This is a genomic window from Psychroflexus aurantiacus, from assembly GCF_010820555.1.
Taxonomy (GTDB): domain Bacteria; phylum Bacteroidota; class Bacteroidia; order Flavobacteriales; family Flavobacteriaceae; genus Psychroflexus; species Psychroflexus aurantiacus.
This window is the reverse complement of record NZ_JAAIKD010000003.1, coordinates 21,608-37,802: the sequence shown is the minus strand read 5'-3', so window position 1 is coordinate 37,802 and position 16,195 is coordinate 21,608. Positions and strand designations below refer to the sequence as shown.

16 protein-coding genes are annotated in these 16,195 nt (G+C 42.4%); 4 read left to right on the top strand and 12 right to left on the bottom strand.

Features of this window, described 5'->3' with window-relative positions; genetic code table 11:
• Positions 1–82 precede the first annotated feature (82 nt).
• Positions 83–526 (top strand): methyltransferase family protein, encoded by a 444-nt coding sequence (locus tag G3567_RS05570; protein WP_164004355.1) that lies wholly within the window; start codon positions 83–85, stop codon positions 524–526.
• A gap of 3 nt (positions 527–529) precedes the next feature.
• Here the strand turns inward: G3567_RS05570 and G3567_RS05565 are convergent, their stop codons facing one another.
• Positions 530–1,288 (bottom strand): SDR family NAD(P)-dependent oxidoreductase, encoded by a 759-nt coding sequence (locus G3567_RS05565; protein ID WP_164004354.1) that lies wholly within the window; start codon positions 1,286–1,288, stop codon positions 530–532.
• A gap of 175 nt (positions 1,289–1,463) precedes the next feature.
• On the opposite strand from G3567_RS05565, the gene G3567_RS05560 reads away from it, so the two are divergent.
• Positions 1,464–2,333, top strand: coding sequence for a sterol desaturase family protein (locus G3567_RS05560; protein ID WP_164004353.1), 870 nt, complete (start codon positions 1,464–1,466; stop codon positions 2,331–2,333).
• 10 nt (positions 2,334–2,343) lie between these two features.
• Here the strand turns inward: G3567_RS05560 and G3567_RS05555 are convergent, their stop codons facing one another.
• From G3567_RS05555 to G3567_RS05510, 10 genes are read right to left on the bottom strand one after another with little or no spacing between them, the layout of a single operon-like run.
• Positions 2,344–2,568: a DUF6095 family protein gene (locus G3567_RS05555; protein WP_164004352.1), complete on the bottom strand. Its 225-nt coding sequence runs from the start codon at positions 2,566–2,568 to the stop codon at positions 2,344–2,346.
• Positions 2,552–3,373, bottom strand: a complete 822-nt coding sequence (murQ, locus tag G3567_RS05550; protein ID WP_164004351.1) for an N-acetylmuramic acid 6-phosphate etherase — start codon at positions 3,371–3,373, stop codon at positions 2,552–2,554. The genes G3567_RS05555 and murQ overlap by 17 nt, the downstream gene beginning before the upstream one ends.
• On the bottom strand, positions 3,373–4,182 hold the full coding sequence (locus tag G3567_RS05545) for a DUF4249 domain-containing protein (RefSeq protein ID WP_164004350.1): 810 nt from the start codon (positions 4,180–4,182) through the stop codon (positions 3,373–3,375). Before G3567_RS05545 ends, murQ begins: the two co-directional genes overlap by 1 nt.
• Positions 4,183–4,185: 3 nt before the next feature.
• Positions 4,186–6,573 carry a TonB-dependent receptor gene (locus tag G3567_RS05540; RefSeq protein WP_164004349.1) on the bottom strand — a complete coding sequence of 796 codons (2,388 nt, stop codon included), beginning with the start codon at positions 6,571–6,573 and terminating at the stop codon, positions 4,186–4,188.
• A 55-nt stretch (positions 6,574–6,628) separates the two neighbouring features.
• Positions 6,629–7,270: an O-methyltransferase gene (locus G3567_RS05535; RefSeq protein WP_164004348.1), complete on the bottom strand. Its 642-nt coding sequence runs from the start codon at positions 7,268–7,270 to the stop codon at positions 6,629–6,631.
• Entirely contained in the window at positions 7,270–8,355 is a 1,086-nt protein-coding gene (locus tag G3567_RS05530; protein WP_164004347.1) for an amidohydrolase family protein, read from the bottom strand. The genes G3567_RS05535 and G3567_RS05530 overlap by 1 nt, the downstream gene beginning before the upstream one ends.
• A 54-nt stretch (positions 8,356–8,409) precedes the next feature.
• A complete protein-coding gene (locus G3567_RS05525; protein ID WP_164004346.1) occupies positions 8,410–9,297 on the bottom strand; it encodes a bifunctional 5,10-methylenetetrahydrofolate dehydrogenase/5,10-methenyltetrahydrofolate cyclohydrolase in 888 nt (295 codons plus the stop codon).
• A gap of 3 nt (positions 9,298–9,300) precedes the next feature.
• Complete coding sequence (locus G3567_RS05520; RefSeq protein WP_164004345.1) at positions 9,301–10,692, bottom strand: FAD-dependent oxidoreductase; 1,392 nt, start codon at positions 10,690–10,692, stop codon at positions 9,301–9,303.
• Positions 10,682–11,953 (bottom strand): kynureninase, encoded by a 1,272-nt coding sequence (kynU, locus tag G3567_RS05515; protein ID WP_164004344.1) that lies wholly within the window; start codon positions 11,951–11,953, stop codon positions 10,682–10,684. The genes G3567_RS05520 and kynU overlap by 11 nt, the downstream gene beginning before the upstream one ends.
• Before the next feature lie 3 nt (positions 11,954–11,956).
• A complete protein-coding gene (locus tag G3567_RS05510; protein WP_164004343.1) occupies positions 11,957–12,652 on the bottom strand; it encodes a hypothetical protein in 696 nt (231 codons plus the stop codon).
• A gap of 199 nt (positions 12,653–12,851) precedes the next feature.
• On the opposite strand from G3567_RS05510, the gene G3567_RS05505 reads away from it, so the two are divergent.
• The gene (locus G3567_RS05505; RefSeq protein ID WP_164004342.1) at positions 12,852–13,907 is read left to right on the top strand and encodes a glycosyltransferase family 9 protein; all 1,056 of its coding nucleotides are present in this window, start codon (positions 12,852–12,854) and stop codon (positions 13,905–13,907) included.
• A gap of 289 nt (positions 13,908–14,196) precedes the next feature.
• On the opposite strand, the gene metK is transcribed toward G3567_RS05505, so the two are convergent.
• Entirely contained in the window at positions 14,197–15,447 is a 1,251-nt protein-coding gene (gene metK, locus G3567_RS05500; RefSeq protein WP_164004341.1) for a methionine adenosyltransferase, read from the bottom strand.
• A gap of 209 nt (positions 15,448–15,656) precedes the next feature.
• On the opposite strand from metK, the gene G3567_RS05495 reads away from it, so the two are divergent.
• On the top strand, positions 15,657–16,079 hold the full coding sequence (locus G3567_RS05495) for an OsmC family protein (protein WP_164004340.1): 423 nt from the start codon (positions 15,657–15,659) through the stop codon (positions 16,077–16,079).
• The last annotated feature ends 116 nt before the right edge of the window (positions 16,080–16,195 follow it).

Sequence of the window (16,195 nt, the reverse complement as noted above, 5' to 3'; positions counted from 1 at the left end):
TCTTAAAATGATAATAATCAGCAAACTGTAAAAAAACAACATACAGCAAAAAAGGATTGGTATCTTTGTATAAAAAGAGCACATGCCCAAAATCAAAGACATAAGCCTAGTCGCTGTTCAGTTTTTATTGATACTGGCATTTTTTCTCGACATTCAATGGTTTTCGATCCGTTTTATGGAGCATTTCGTATGGTTTTATCTCGGTATGTTGGGGGTCGTTATTACAGTGGCTGCGCTTTTGCAAATGAATTTTCACCTGTCTCCATTTCCCACTCCTAAGCCTAATTCCAAACTCATCACTACCGGAGCCTACAGGCTAAGCCGACATCCTATGTATACAGGCATTTTAATCTTTATGTTCAGCTTTTCGTTTTGGCTGGGTGATGGTTATAAGCTTTGCGTCAGTCTGGCCATTTTAGTTTTGTTTTATTACAAAACAAACTATGAAGAATCCCTTCTTGAATCTATGTTTGACGATTATAAAGCCTACAAATCAAAGACCGGTCGGTTTTACCCCAAATTTTGAGTTCTAACTTCTCAGATAACTTGCCCCATTCACGTCAATGATGCTCCCGGACGAGTAAGCGGCTTCATCTGAGGCTAAAAATAAAATAGCATGCGCAACTTCTTTAGGCTTGGCCATCCGGTGAAATGGGGTTTCATTGAGCATGGTCTCTCTTTCATCAGGAGTTAAGGTTTCGGTTGCCATGTCGGTTTCTGTAAATCCAGGGGCAACCACGCCAACATAAATCTTATGGGGCGCCAGCTTTTTGGCCAGGGACTGGCTCAAGGCATTGAGACCGGCTTTGCTTGCCCCGTAGGCGGGCTGGTCTGGCTCGCCTCGAAAAGCTCCCCTGGAAGACACATTAACGATATGTCCGCCTCCAGCCTTAATCATATGCCGTGCTACTATATATGACAGGTTCGCCGCAGCGAAAAGATTGGTTTTTAGTGTGTTTTCCCAGGCTGAAGTCCAGTCATCAAAATTTACTTCCTCCAGGTTGTGAGAAATCGCAATTCCTGCATTATTAACCAGCACATCTATGCGGTCATACTTATTTATAAAATCACCGATGAGTGCTGCAGCTTCTTCTTTTTTTGAAATGTCGTATTGAAAAAGTCCATGTCCGTCTCCAGAAAGTTCGGCAAGTGTTTTTTCAGCTTCATCGGTTCGGCTTTTAAAGTTGATTCCCACCTTAGCGCCCTTACTGGCGAAAGCTATAGCGGTAGCTCTGCCTATTCCTCGTGAAGCTCCTGTGATTAAAACTCTTTTATTTTTAAAATCCATGAGTGTTCTGGTTTAATTTCAACATTTTCAATCGAAATAAAAGTAAGGCTTTTTAGTAGGATGACAGGTCGAATTCATGAATAATACGCGCTTTGTGCCTGGTTTTTATTTAAAAGACTATTGTGATTTATGATACATAAGAATCCATGCTGAGGTTTTAAATTTGCATCAGATTATGGAAAAATATACAGACATTTTTTTGAATTCGTTTACGGGGTATTTCAATTACCTGATGAATGAAATTCAAAACCCATCACTCACCAATTACTTCTGGTGGCTCATCGGACTTTCGCTTCTGGTGCTTTCTATGGAAATCATCATTCCCTGGCGTAAGGATCAGAAAATCATTCGCAAAGGCTTCTGGCTGGATGTTTTTTATGTGTTTTTCAACTTTTTCATTTTCTCCCTTATAGGATATAATGCCATCTCCAATGTCGTAGTAGAATTATTCAACGATTTCCTGGGGCTCTTCGGCATTGAAAATATAATAGCCTTTCATATTCAGAATTTCCCGATCTGGTCTCAGTTTTTAATCCTGTTTCTGGTAGCCGATTTTATACAATGGAATGTGCATATTCAGTTGCATAAACGTTCCTGGTTGTGGAAGTTTCATAAAGTTCATCACAGTGTCAAAGAAATGGGGTTTGCTGCTCAGTTCAGATTTCATTTTATGGAAACCATCATTTATAAAGCGATCCAGTATATTCCTCTGGCTATGATTGGCTTTGGAATTCAGGAATTTTTTATCGTACACATGTTTGGCGTTTTTATAGGGCATCTCAATCATGCCAATGTGGGCTGGGACTATGGCCCCTTAAAATACATCTTTAACAATCCCAAAATGCATATCTGGCATCATTCCAAGGCCTTACCGGCTGAGCATCCCTTCGGCATGAATTTCGGTTTAAGCCTGAGTCTTTGGGATTATCTGTTTGGAACCGCTCATGTTCCTGAAGATGGAAAAGATATTGAACTTGGGTTTGAGGATGATGAAAACTATCCTCAGGACTTTTGGAATCAGCTTAAAAAACCGTTTGAGGAGTAAGTAAACTGTATCAATCGTCAAACAAGGCCCTCATCAGGGTTTTTATTCCTCGAAACATTAAATAAATAGCTCCTGCACAGGCTAAAAGTCCCGAAATCAGAATAGGCCAGTACAAAGGTTTATCCTGATTATTGAAGGCGCTAAAAACCACAGAAGGCCCTATGAAGGCCAGGGGTAAAGCCCCGGCCAGAAATCTTACGCCTTTGGCCAAGGTTTCTTTATTGGTTTGTTTCATGATCAATGGCTTTTCTTACACTTCCGTGCAGTTTCAATAATTCTGCCGCTTTTTCTTCAGAAACTCCTAAAGCTTCAGAAATCAAAAGGCTTCCGCGTTTTTTGAGTTTGGCATTGCTCAGTTGCATATCTACCATTTTATTGTCTTTCACACGCCCCAGTTTGATCATCACTGAGGTAGAAATCATGTTCAGGACTAGTTTTTGGGCAGTGCCTGCTTTCATTCTGGAACTCCCGGTAACGAATTCAGGTCCCACGATGATTTCAATGGGAAAATCGGAAACTTCGGAAATAGGTGAATGGGGATTACAAACTATGCAGCCGGTTATGATGTTATGTTGCTGACAGGCTTTCAGGCCGCCAACAACATAAGGTGTCGTCCCGGAAGCTGCAATGCCTATCACGACATCTTCTTTATGGATGTGATGGGTTTCGAGGTCTTTCCAGGCCTGGCTGGTGTCGTCCTCTGCATGTTCTACAGCTTTTCTTATCGCCTTATCGCCCCCTGCGATGAGACCGTTGACCAGGTCAGCAGAAACACCAAAGGTGGGCGGGCATTCACTGGCATCCAGTATGCCGAGTCTGCCGCTGGTTCCTGCCCCGATGTAGAATAATCTTCCTCCCTTCTGAAGTTGTTCTGCGACTACGTCCACCAGGCATTCAATGGCCTGAATTTCTTTCTCGACAGCGAGCGGCACCAGCTGATCTTCAGCATTGATAGTCTTCAAAAGCTCCTGGGTTGACATGTTTTCCAGATGTCTGTACTTTGAAGATTGCTCTGTGATTTTTTGGAATTCTTTGCGCATTATTGAACGGTATAAATGATTTCATCGACTTCTGAAAGTCCAAAATAACCAAAAATTAATTCCTCAGTATCATTTTCATTTTTGATATTTCCTCTGACGGTGGCCGGTTGTGTTTCAAAAGGGCCGCCAGCACTTCCCGCCTGGGCCAGTAAAATTTCCAGGAAATTATAATAGCCTTTCGAAATTCCATGAAGCTGAATAGTTACAGGCATTCCCGGCTCCAGGTCTTCTTCAGAAAAGATATCAAAAATCTGGTTGCCATCACTAAATTCATCCTCATTGATATCAAACTCCGGGAAAGCCAGAAATGGAGCGAAAAACTTGAACAGATAATAATTTTCAATGCCTTCAGGATCGGTATAAAAAACTTTAAGCTCAATATTTTCACTGGAGAATCCGCCCTGGTCGTTTTGTTGTATAAAATCTATAGGTACTACAGGTTTCAGGGTTTCCTCTGCCGAATAGACGCTCCCATTCACTTCTATGCTCAAGCTGTACTTTTCATTCAGTGCGGGTTGAAAATTACGGGTAACATATTCCCCTGGAGAGGTTTCCTCAAAGGTGAATTCAAGTCCGGAACCATCGCTTACCTTAACAAGGGCATCTGAAACCGGACGGGGTTCTTCCTCAAAAAAACCGCGCGTCCGACTCAAGCTTATGACCTGCGTTTCACCGGAGGTTCCCTTTTCCCACTGTAAAATAGCATCGACTACAAGTCTTGGCTTTGCTTCTTCCAGGTCGACTTCCACAACGTCTTCACAGGCGATGAACAGACTTACAAATCCAAGTAAAATTAATAGTTTTCGCATCCTTTAAAATTTAAAGCTATAACTCACAGAAGGGACTATCCCAAAAATAGAAAATCTGACAGCTTCGTTTTGACCTGTGCTTGCGTTTTGCTCAAAATTGAGCGAAGCCGCATTTCTGCGGTTATACACGTTGTAAATCCCAAAATTCCATGACGAGGACCAGTTCTTTCTTTTCTGATCAGGGGTATAAGTAGCAGATAAATCCAGTCTGTGAAAAGCGGGAAGTCGGTTTAAGTTCCTTCCTTCAAACACAGGAATATTGAGGTCCTGGAATTCAAACTGGCCTACTGGAAAATTAACCGGACGTCCGGTTTGTAACACAAAATTGCTGTTCAGTTGCCACTTATCACTGAGCTCGTAACTGCTGGTTAGTGAGATGTCATGGGTTTTATCATACCCATTGAGATACCACTCTCCATTGTTGATACCGATTTCATCAGGCGTTCTTCCCGGGGTGCGCTGTTCGCTTCTGGATAAGGTATAGGAGAGCCAGCCCGTGAGTTTCCCCTTCTTTTTCTTCAGGTAAAATTCAAGGCCGTAAGCTCTGCTTTCGCCATTCAGGATAACGCGTTCAATAGCATCATTGGCTATTAAATCAGCGCCATCTATATAATCGATTCTGTCGTCGATGTGTTTGTAGAACACTTCGGTTTCCAGCGTAAAAGGTATGTTTTCAAAATCCTTAAAAAATCCAAGGGCGTATTGATCTAACTTTTGAGGTTTGATGTAGGTTCCACTTGGGGTCCAGACATCAAATGGAGTAGGAGATGAGGTATTGGATATCAAGTGAAGGTTCTGCACCATTCGGTTATAACTTGCCTTTACAGAAGTCTTATCGTTTAAAAGATAAGACAGCCCTAGTCTGGGTTCCAGATTGATAAAACTTTTTTCGACTTCAGAAGGATTACCCTCTACAGTTTCAAGGGGTTCGGCTTCCACATAAATATCCCGGATTTCATCATACAGCAACGGATTATTGTTTGCATAAATAGCGACAGACTCGTCCTGCATTCTCAAAAAAGCACTGAGCCTCAGCCCGTACTGTATATTTATCCTTTCACTCAGGGACTGACTCACAGAAATAAACGCAGCATTATCGAAGGCATATTTATCATCCAGTGTTCTTGGATTTATAAAGGATTCCACTACGGTGGGTACAATTTTACCAGGGTTGACCTGATATCGAATTGAGCTTAATCCGTAAGAAAGGCTTAACTCAGGATGGACGACCTGGTCAATTTGATAACTCAGATCAAGGTTGGAAATACTATTTTGAAAATTGAAGCCCACCAAAGCTAAATCAAGCTCATAGTCGTATTGGCTATAAGAAAAGTTTAATCTGGAACTGATGTTTTCATCAAACTGGTGTTCCCAGTCCAAAATACCAAAAGCATTGCCGTAAATATTGGTAAAACTATCATTGATATTGACATAGTCCAACCCATAATATCCTGAAAAACTCAGCGTATTTTTCTCGTCGATGTTAAAGTTCAGTTTTGTATTTAAATCATAGAAGTAAGCCGAGTTGGCATTATCTGTCAGCTTTAAAAACAAGTGTGCGTAGGTGCCACGACCACTCAGTAAAAACGAACTTTTATCTTTTTGGATAGGTCCCTCGAGGGTTAATTTACTCGAAATAACCCCGATGCCGCCTTCACCTTTAAGCCTTTGGGTGTTTCCTGTTTTTTGCTGAATATCCAATACCGAGGAAACTCTTCCACCGTAATTAGCCGGAATACCACCTTTATAAAGTTTTAAATAATCTACTGCATCGGCATTGAAGATGGAGAAAAACCCAAAGAGATGAGAGGAATTATATACCAACGCATCATCTATCAAAATCAAATTTTGATCTGTAGCGCCTCCTCTTACATTGAAGCCGGAAGCGCCTTCACCGGCGTTGGAGATTCCCGGAAGCTGGAGCAGAGAGCGAATCACATCGACTTCACCGAAAATGACTGGAATCTTTTTAATACTGGATGCATCGAGTTTACCCACGCTCATTTCAGTATCCCTTATGTTGATGCCCTCAATGTTATCGGTAACAATGACTTCTTCCAGGTCTTCTGTCTGAGGAGTGAGGGTGAAGTTTGCTGTTGTATCAGAATTTAAAGCGATGCGTTTTTCAAGGCTTTTATAACCGAGAAAAGTGACTTTTACCACATACATACCTTCAGCAAGCTGGATGGAGTAGTTACCATTCTTTGTGGTAACCGTCCCTCTGTTTTTTTCAGCAATGATTATACTTGCTCCGGCAATGGGTTCACCGGTAAGGTCGGTAACTGTTCCTGCTAATTCATAGCTTTGTGCGAAGCCAGATTGCGTCAGAAAAAGAAAAAGGAAATAGGGTAAAAATCTGATGACTAGTTTTTTGTCAAATATATTTAACATGACTTGTATTACTTCCGAAAAAACCATTAAATAAAACCAAAAATTTCACCAGGGCTCAGCGCTTTCTGGAGATGGTGAATCCATCTCTTATAGGGAGTAATACAGTCTCTAGTCTGGAATCTTCTTTAAGCTTCAGGTTGTATTCCAGTAAAGCTTTTGTATCCTTGTCTTTAGGATTCAGCTCTTCTACAACTTTGCCGCTCCAAAGCACATTGTCCGATAAGATAAGTCCGCCAGACTTGAGTTTGTCGATAATCAGTTCAAAATAAAGTGGATAAGAAGATTTGTCCGCATCGATAAAAACCAGATCAAATTCAGCATGGATTTCTGGAATGATTTGCCTGGCATCCCCGGTATATTGAAAAATCTGCTGTCCATGACCACTTAGGTCGAAGTATTTTCTTTGCAAATCGTAAAGCTCTTCGTTGCGGTCTATGGTATAAATTTTTCCTTCTTCTGAAAGACCTTCGGCAAGGCATAAAGCAGAATATCCGGTATAGGTGCCTATTTCTAAAACGGATGCAGGCTGAATCAGCTTCGAGATCAAGCTAAGTATCCTGCCCTGATAGTGACCGCTCAGCATCCTGGGCTGAAGGACTTTTTGCCAGGTCTCTTTTGTCAGTTGCTGAAGCAATCCGGGTTCATCTTCCGAATGTGCTTCTACATAGGCCTGGAGTTTTGGAGATATAAAATCCATTAACTGATGATTTTCTTGACTAAGTCATCTTTTTTCTTTTGATCGTCACCAAAAAGCCACTGCAGAACGTTATCCGACCAGATTTCTTCTTTTTCTATTTCGGTAATGATTTTTTGTTCCAAAGCCAGGTCCAGAATTTTTCCCGGGTAGGACGACTGTGGTTCGCTTTCCATTTCGCCCAGTGGATAGGGATCATCCAGACCGGTAAGGATCTGGGAGCTTTTCTGGTTTTCTAAAAGCAGTTTTAAGGACCGGGTATCGTGAACCAGGGTATCAAAGAATATATTTTTATGACCAACCGATTTTCGAGGGTGAACCTTACCTTCAAATAAGTCTGGTCGGCCATCAAACCCCTGAATCCTTCTGCCCAGATTGATCTGTGCCAGTTGTCCTCCGTGTGCAAAGCACACGCGCATATTAGGATACTTGTCCGGATAGCCATTCAGGGTTAAAAAGTGATACGCATCCGCACACTGAGCCAGCATCCAGATGAGGTGAAAACGCCAGGAGGTGTTTTCTAGTTTGATGAATTTTTCACCGTCGTAGGGATGAATTTCAACCGCCAGGTTGTACTTGCTGGCCAATTCGAAAATAGGTTCGTTTTCTTCATCAAAAATACATCGCCAGGTACCTATGCTGTCCATGTAGTGAGTTGGCAGGCAAAGCAATTTTAGATCCAGCTCTTCCACGCAGCGCTCAATTTCCCATAGGGCACCTCGCACAAAGCCGGGATGTACTACAAATCCGCAGGTGAATTTATTGGGATGGTTTTGTTGAATTTTGGCATTGAAGTCATTTTGAAAACGCAGGGCTTTTTTCATTTCTTCCACGCGAAGCCCGTTTCCGTAGAGCTGAGATAAGTTGAGAACAACGGCATGGTCGATGTTGTAACGCTCCATCCATTCCAGCTTTTCGTTGAGAAAAAAACTAGAATCGGTAACAGGACGTTTCCAACCTTTTTGAAGCATAAATTTTTTATCGTCATCGATCCAGAAAATTTCCTTTTCACGCATGAAATTCGGAATCTCTTCCGGGTAAGGAAGCAGATGAGAGTGACCGTTTATTCTGAGTTTTCGTTTTGTCATCTCTATGTTTTAAATTTTCTACTATCTAACTTTTACTATCTAATATCTCTCCTTCTAATCTTCGATCAGATTTTTCATCTTCCAGGCTTCATAGGTGTTAAGGATGAGTCCAGCGATGGTCATAGGACCTACGCCACCCGGAACAGGAGTGAGGTAACTTGCCTTTTGGGAAACATCCTCAAAATCACAGTCCCCAACCAGTTTGCCTGAATCTAATCGATTGATGCCCACATCAATGACCACGGCCCCTTCCTTGATCATGTCTGAAGTCAAAAAACCAGGCTTTCCGACAGCCACAATAACAATGTCCGCTTTCCGGGATTCTTCTTTAAGCAGCGCTTTTGGGGTGTGAATATCGCAGGAGGTTACGGTAGAACGTCCCACTTCAAAGTCATTCCCTAGCATGATGGAAATGGGTTTTCCAACGATGTTGGATCTCCCAATCACGACCACGTGCTGACTATTGGTTTGAATGTCATAATGCTGAAGCAGTTTCAAAATCCCGTAAGCTGTGGCCGGACGCATCGATTTTTGCCCTAAAGCCATTTTTCCAAAATTGAGGGGATGAAACCCGTCAATATCTTTATAAGCACTGATTTCGTTGATGATGGAGTTAGGATCGATATGGTCGGGGAGTGGTAATTGGACGATGAACCCGTCAAAATGAGATTTGTTCAATTTTTTGATTTCTGATATCAGTTCAAAGGTAGAAATGGACTCCTCAAACCGAATCACTTTGTGATTAATCTCTGCTTTATCGCATGCCTTAATCTTTCCACGAACATAAGACTCACTGGCCGCATTTTCGCCCACCATGACTATAGCTATGCTTGGCCGTGACAAATTGTAGCCCAGATGTTTTTTTTCGATATGTTGGTCTATATCCGCCTTTACTTTTTTTAGGATTTCTTTGGAGACTGCTTTACCGTCTAGTAGCTTCATGGCTTATGAATTAAGGTCAAAAATCAGTTCGTTGTGTTCCGCTTTTTCGGAAACTTCAAGCACCAAATTTAATTTTTCTTTGAGACTCATCTCAGGTTTCAGGATATTTTTTCTCAGCATTTCCTGAATCACCAGATCCTGGGCTCGTCCCTGACGTATGGCTTTGGAATAGGGCAGGTCTTCTCTAAAGGTGACCAGTGCATATTTGGAATAATATTCTGAAGGAAATTCATTTTCAAAATCCAGTTCCAGCTTTCGCTTTTCTAAAAATACGTCATCGGCCGTATGCGATTTCATTTCATGGAAATTGTCCAAAGCCAAATCAGCAATCGCATCAGCATCGGGTTTTCTGTGCTTGCTAAACTGCTCAAAAGTAACCTCAAGGTCAAAATCAGAGTCAGCCAGCATTTTATCAAATTCTACCACATCTTCAAAAGAAGCATTCATGCCCTGCCCGTAAAACGGAACGATGGCATGTGACGCATCACCCATCAACAGGGTTTTTCCATAGGTCCAGGGAAAACACCGAATGGTTCCCAGCGGGGCTGTTGGGTTTTCAAAAAATTCAGTTTTTAAGTCGGGCATCAGGTGGTATGCATCCGGATAAACGTCCTTAAAGTACTCCTCAACGATCTCTTCATTAGTCAAATTATTGAAGTTGTATTTACCGCCTTCATAAGCCAAAAACAGGGTCACCGTAAAGCTCTTATCCATATTGGGCAGGGCAATCAGCATGTTTTCACCCCGTGGCCAGATGTGTAAAGCCCCTTTTTCGGTAGCATAATCACCGTCTTTGGACGCAGGAAAGGTTAGTTCTTTATAGCCATGGGTCAGGAAATCCTGAGAACGGCTAAATAAAAATCCTTTTTCCTGTTCCATCTGCTGTCGTACCACAGACCCCGCGCCGTCTGTTCCGATAATATAATCGGCCTGCAGGGTATATTCTGAACCTGCCTGCTTAAAGCTGGCGTTTGCCTTTTTCAGGTCCACGTGAGTACAGGTGTTTCCAAACTGGAGTTCGACATTCTCATAGGTTTCCAGCTTGTCTAAAAGCAGGGCGTTAAGCCCCGTTCTGGAAATGGAATTGATGTATTCACCCTGTCTGCCACTGTATTTTGAAAGCTGCATCTCGCCCTGGGGGTTGTGTAGCATTCTGCCGTACATCGGGATGCAAAGGCTTTCCACTTCTTTCTCCAGGCCTACAAGTTCGAGCCCTTTAAGCCCACGATTGGATAAGGCCAGATTGATGGAACGGCCGGCAGACAGTTTCGCTTTGCGTAAATCAGATCGCTTTTCGGTTAGCGTCACGGGATATCCCAGCTGCGCGAGCCTCAAGGCGAGCAGTGAACCACAAAGTCCGGCACCGATGATGAGTATATGTTCTTTAGTGGTCATGTAGACAGTGTTTTAAAAGGTGTACAAATTCAAAGACGTCTGTAAAAGAATTATAAAGCGGGGCAGGAGCAATGCGAATCACATCGGGTTCCCGCCAGTCGGCGACAAGCCCTTTTGCTGTGAGCTGATCAAACAGGGAACGGTCGGCATTTTTCATTTGTATAGATAGCTGGCATCCGCGTTCTTCAGGTGTACGGGGCGTCAAAATCGATATACCCTCATGATCGAGTTCGTCTATTAGAAATTCAAGAAATCCCGTCAGTTTCACCGACTTTTCTCTCAGGTTTTCAAAACCAGCTTTTTCAAACAGATCCAGCGACGAACGGGTTCCGGCCAGCGATAAAATCGGCGGATTGCTCAGCTGCCAGCCCTCTGCCGTTGGGGTAGGATCAAAATCCACACGCATGTTGAATCGTGAGGCTTTGTTATGTCCCCACCAGCCAACAAATTTATTGAGGCTTTGATTTTGAATGTGTTTTTCATGAACAAAGCAACCCCCAAGACTACCCGGGCCTGAATTCAAATACTTATAAGTACACCACACGGCAAAATCAGCGCCGATGTCGTGCAAATTGGGTTGAATATTTCCGGCGCCATGGGCCAGGTCGAAACCCACCGTGATGTTTTCGTCCTGACAGGCTTTGGCAATGCGTTGCAGGTCAAAGGCCTGACCGGAATAGTAATTGGTGCTGCCCACCATCACTAAAGCAATTTCATCTTTATGGGTTTTCAGAAGCTCTTCAAAATCCTCGTGTCGGCATAGATGTTCACCGGGTCTGGGTTTCCAGAGAATCAGGCCTTCTTTGGGATCGATATTGTGAAATTTCAACTGAGATTCTACTGCATATTTATCGGACGGAAAAGCATCACTTTCGATCAGGATTTTGAATTTCTTGTCCGTCGGTTTGTAAAACGAAACCATCATCAGGTGAAGATTGACCGTCAAGGTATTCATAATAACGACTTCCTCTGGTTTTGCGCCAACGATTTTAGCCATGGGGATAGCTAAATCTTCATGGGAGGTCAGCCAGGGAGTTTTGGCATAGGTATGGCCTTCCACCCCATATCTGGCCCAGTCGTTTAAGTCCTGCTGAACATAGTCGGCCGTTTGTTTTGGCTGGAGCCCAAGAGAATTTCCACACAGATAAATCTTGGGAGAACCGTCTGCTTTAACCGGGAAGTGAAACTGACTTCTGAAGTGGTGTAACGGATCCTTTTGGTCCTGTTCTTCTGCAAAAGCCCTGGAATTGACGTATTTCATAAATCAGTTGACGCTTATATCGGTAAAGAAAATCTTAAACTGGCCTTCTTTGGTGTTATGCATTTTGGCAATCTTGAGGCCTTTGAAATCCTGGTAATCTTCCCAGGTGGTTGCCAGTCTTGGTTCATCGCTTCCGCTTGGCGTATAGGTCCATTCCCGTATCATGTTGTCCTTATCTACATAAATGTGGTAGGTATCTCCCGGCGTATAGCCTGCTTCATCTTTGTACATGATTGCGATTTCCTGCATCATTTCTCCTGAGATCGGAGAAACGACTTGCTCTGCAACTTCATAATTGAAATTTTCATCCCAAATTAACTGAAACGGGAATAACAACCAGTATTTATCATTCACAAACCTCCTGTCTACATAAGCGACTTCTTCTTCAAAGCCATTGGTGTTGTAAGTGACGGTAGTGTCTGGAGTCGACAATGTCACCTCACCTGTTTTAGGCTTCCAGGTCCAGGAACGGCTCGAGGTATTTTCACCGCTTTGTGCATTGAAGGTGTAGGAAATGGAATCTACCTCAGACCAGTTCTCGTAACCGTTGGCATAGGCAATGTCTTCCAGAATGCTCCAGTCTTTTTCCGAAGTAACTTCAGAAGTCGTCTCTGTGGTGGAATCTTCTGCCTTATTTTTTTTCTGGTTACAGGCTGCCAGAAGCAGAAGGGATGCTAATAAAAGGTAAAAATGTTTCATGGGTTTATTTTTGAGTAAAGTTAGGTGATGCAAAAGGCTTCTACAAATAAAATGATTTAGAGAAGAATTTATTTAACAGGTGTAAGGATGCTTTACAGTTGATTTTATTTTGATTTATAAGATACTTTAAAATCTGTAACAAATAAATTTTATTATTTGCTAATATTGTTCCCTAAAAAATAATCTAATTTGGTACGTCTTGAATTTTAAAAAAAGGATTAATGTTGTTCGAAAACAAGCAACCAAATCGATAACCAAAAAACTACTCAAACAGCAAAGCATTAGCCTAATCAATCCGGATGAGATAAGGCGTATTTTAATCACACGTCCCAACCATCGGCTTGGCAATCAATTGCTTATTATGCCCTTGATAAAAGAAGTGCATCAGCAATTTCCCGAGGCAAAAATCGATTTATTCCTCAAAGGTAATCTGGGGAAAGTTCTTTTTGAAAACTATGAGTATATCGATAAGATCATCAGTTTACCTAAACAGCACTTTAAAGAACTGGGTCGTTATTTGATCTCGTGGTTTAGTTTGAGACAGCACAGCTATGATCTGGTGATCAATGCGGAAGCCTCTTCATCCTCCGGTCGTCTTTCGACTAAAGTGGCGAGAGCGGATTATAAATTCTTTGGTTATGAACGGGAGTTGAATCTTTTCGAAGCAGCAGATGTAGCCCATATTTCCAAATACCCCATTTATAGTTTGCGTTACTTTCTGAAGCAATCCCTTACAGAAAATCCCCTACCTGATTTAGAAATTAAATTGACAGATGAAGAATTAGATCTAGGAAAACAATTGTTGGCGACCTATGCTGATTTAAATAAACCCACGATTTGCCTGTACACTTTTGCAACAGGTAAAAAATGCTTTTCAAAAGTATGGTGGAATCATCTTTATCTGGCCTTAAAAAAAGAGTATCCCGACCATAACATCATTGAAGCGTTACCGGTAGAAAATGTGTCCTCTTTAGACTTTAAAATCCCGGCCTTTTACAGTAAGAACATCAGAGAACTGGCATCGTTTATCTCTCAGACGTCGCTTTTCACTACCGGAGATTGCGGGATCATGCATCTGGCTGCAGCGACAAACACACCAACCATTGGTTTGTTTAATGTTACCGCAAAAGCGATGTACGAACCTTATAACCTGGCCTGTTTAGGGATTGATACCAACCAGAAAAGCGCAGAAGACATTTGCCAAATCCTGAGGACCTCTACAGAAAAGCTGAACTTTTCGACCCCTTTAATTTGAGTTTTAAAACTCATCTTAAGACCTTTGAAGTTTACGGTGATCTATAAGTTGTAATCTGGTTTTAGGCCAATTCTTTAATCTTCCCCCTGACATCTTAAAAGCGATGCGTCTAAAATTAGTCACCATCCAAAGACGGACATCACTGTAACACGTGCTGAGCTTTGTAAACTTGTCCCGTGCTTTGGGACAAGTTTACAAGCCTGGACGCTGAATTTAAATTAATATTAGCTTCAAAGTTGAATATCGTGAAGTGTTTAAGCTTACTCGATACAAATTCAGAATAAACGATTTATAAGTCGAAAGCCTGTTTCAGTTTATCGACGTAATCCAGTTTTTCCCAGGTGAATAACTCGACCTGATGTTTGACTTCACCGGAATAATCTGAGCGAAAGATTTTGGTGACGACTCTGGGTTCTTTACCCATGTGACCATAAGCCGCCGTTTCGCGATAGATCGGGTTGCGGAGTTTAAGACGCTCCTCGATCATTCCCGGGCGCATGTCAAAAATCTGTCTGATTTTCTTGGCAATTTCACCATCGCTGAGGTCGATGTGTTTATTGGTTGTGTTCACCAAAATAGAGGTGGGTTCACTTACGCCGATGGCATAAGAGACCTGGACAAGCACTTCGTCGGCAATACCGGCAGCTACCATATTTTTGGCAACGTGTCTGGCCGCATAAGCCGCAGACCTGTCCACTTTGCTGGGATCTTTCCCGGAAAATGCGCCGCCACCGTGCGCTCCTTTCCCGCCGTAGGTATCCACGATGATTTTTCTGCCTGTAAGACCGGCATCGCCATGAGGTCCGCCAATCACAAATTTCCCTGTGGGGTTGATGTGGTAGGTGATATCGTCATCAAACAGAGCCTGGGTATCCTCATCAAACAAAGCTTTGACTCTTGGAATCAGGATGGATTTGATGTCGTCGGCAATTTTCTTAAGCATGGTCTCATCTTCATCAAATTCGTCATGCTGCGTGGAAACCACGATGGTATCGATACGCTGGGGCACATTATCATCAGAATATTCGATAGTGACCTGCGCCTTGGCATCTGGTCTTAGATAAGAAATCTCGTCGCCAACTCGGCGGAGTTTGGCCAGCTCTATAAGCAGCTTATGAGAAATATCCAGTGCCAAAGGCATGTAGTTTTCGGTTTCCTTGGTCGCATAGCCAAACATCATTCCCTGGTCACCGGCGCCCTGGTTTTCTTTAGACTCCTTGTCAACCCCCTGGTATATATCCTGGGACTGCTCGTGAATCAAAGAAATGACCCCACAGGAATCCCCTGAAAACTGATACGCCCCTTTGGTATACCCAATATCGTTGATTACATCTCTGGCAATTTGCTGTACATCCAGGTAGGTATTGCTTCTTACTTCTCCTGCCAAAACCACTTGTCCTGTGGTGACCAGAGTTTCGCAGGCCACTTTGGACGAGGAATCGAAAGCTAAAAAAGAATCTAGTAAAGCATCGCTGATCTGGTCGGCGATTTTATCTGGATGTCCTTCAGAAACACTCTCTGAAGTAAATAAATATGACATAAAATAAGGTTTAAGGTTATAGTCGAGGGAAGGATATACTATGACTACGGTCTCAAGAAAACTGCTTTAGCATTTTAAAAAAGAGGTTGCAATCAGTCAAATCCTTCCTCGGTGCAAACATAATAAATTTGAAGCATTCTAAATTGTATTAAGTTATTTTTAGCAGAGTTACCAATTAGATTGCTTTTTTTTGTAGAAAACAGACTATCATGAAAATTAGTTTACATAAAAAAAAGCAAAGTGATGTGCATTTTGAAGCTGAAAACAGCTTAGGTCACAAGATTGAACTTTACAATTCATCGGCTCCCAATCCCCAGGCACCCAGCCCCATGGAGTTGATTTTGATGGGAACCGCGGGCTGCAGCAGCATCGATATTGTGCATATTCTAAAAAAACAAAACCTGGAGATCGAGGATTTGGATGTAGAGGTGGAAGGTTTTAGAAAGGACACCGATCCCAAAGTTTTCCATACCATTAAATTACTGGTGAAACTCAAAGGCGATATCCCAGCCAACAAAGCCCAGCGTGCGGCTCAGTTGTCTTTCGAGAAGTACTGTTCGGTTTCCAAGATGCTGGACCAGACCGTGGATATTCAGTACCAGGTGGAGCTGAATGGGAAGGTTTTGAAGTAGGTTTTAGTGTGAGTGATCTTCCCTAAATAGCCTTGACCGTTTTGGTTAATGTATTAATTGATTATTTCTTATTTTTCTAGGGTTGAATTAATTAGTCAACCAGTCAACCAGTCAAC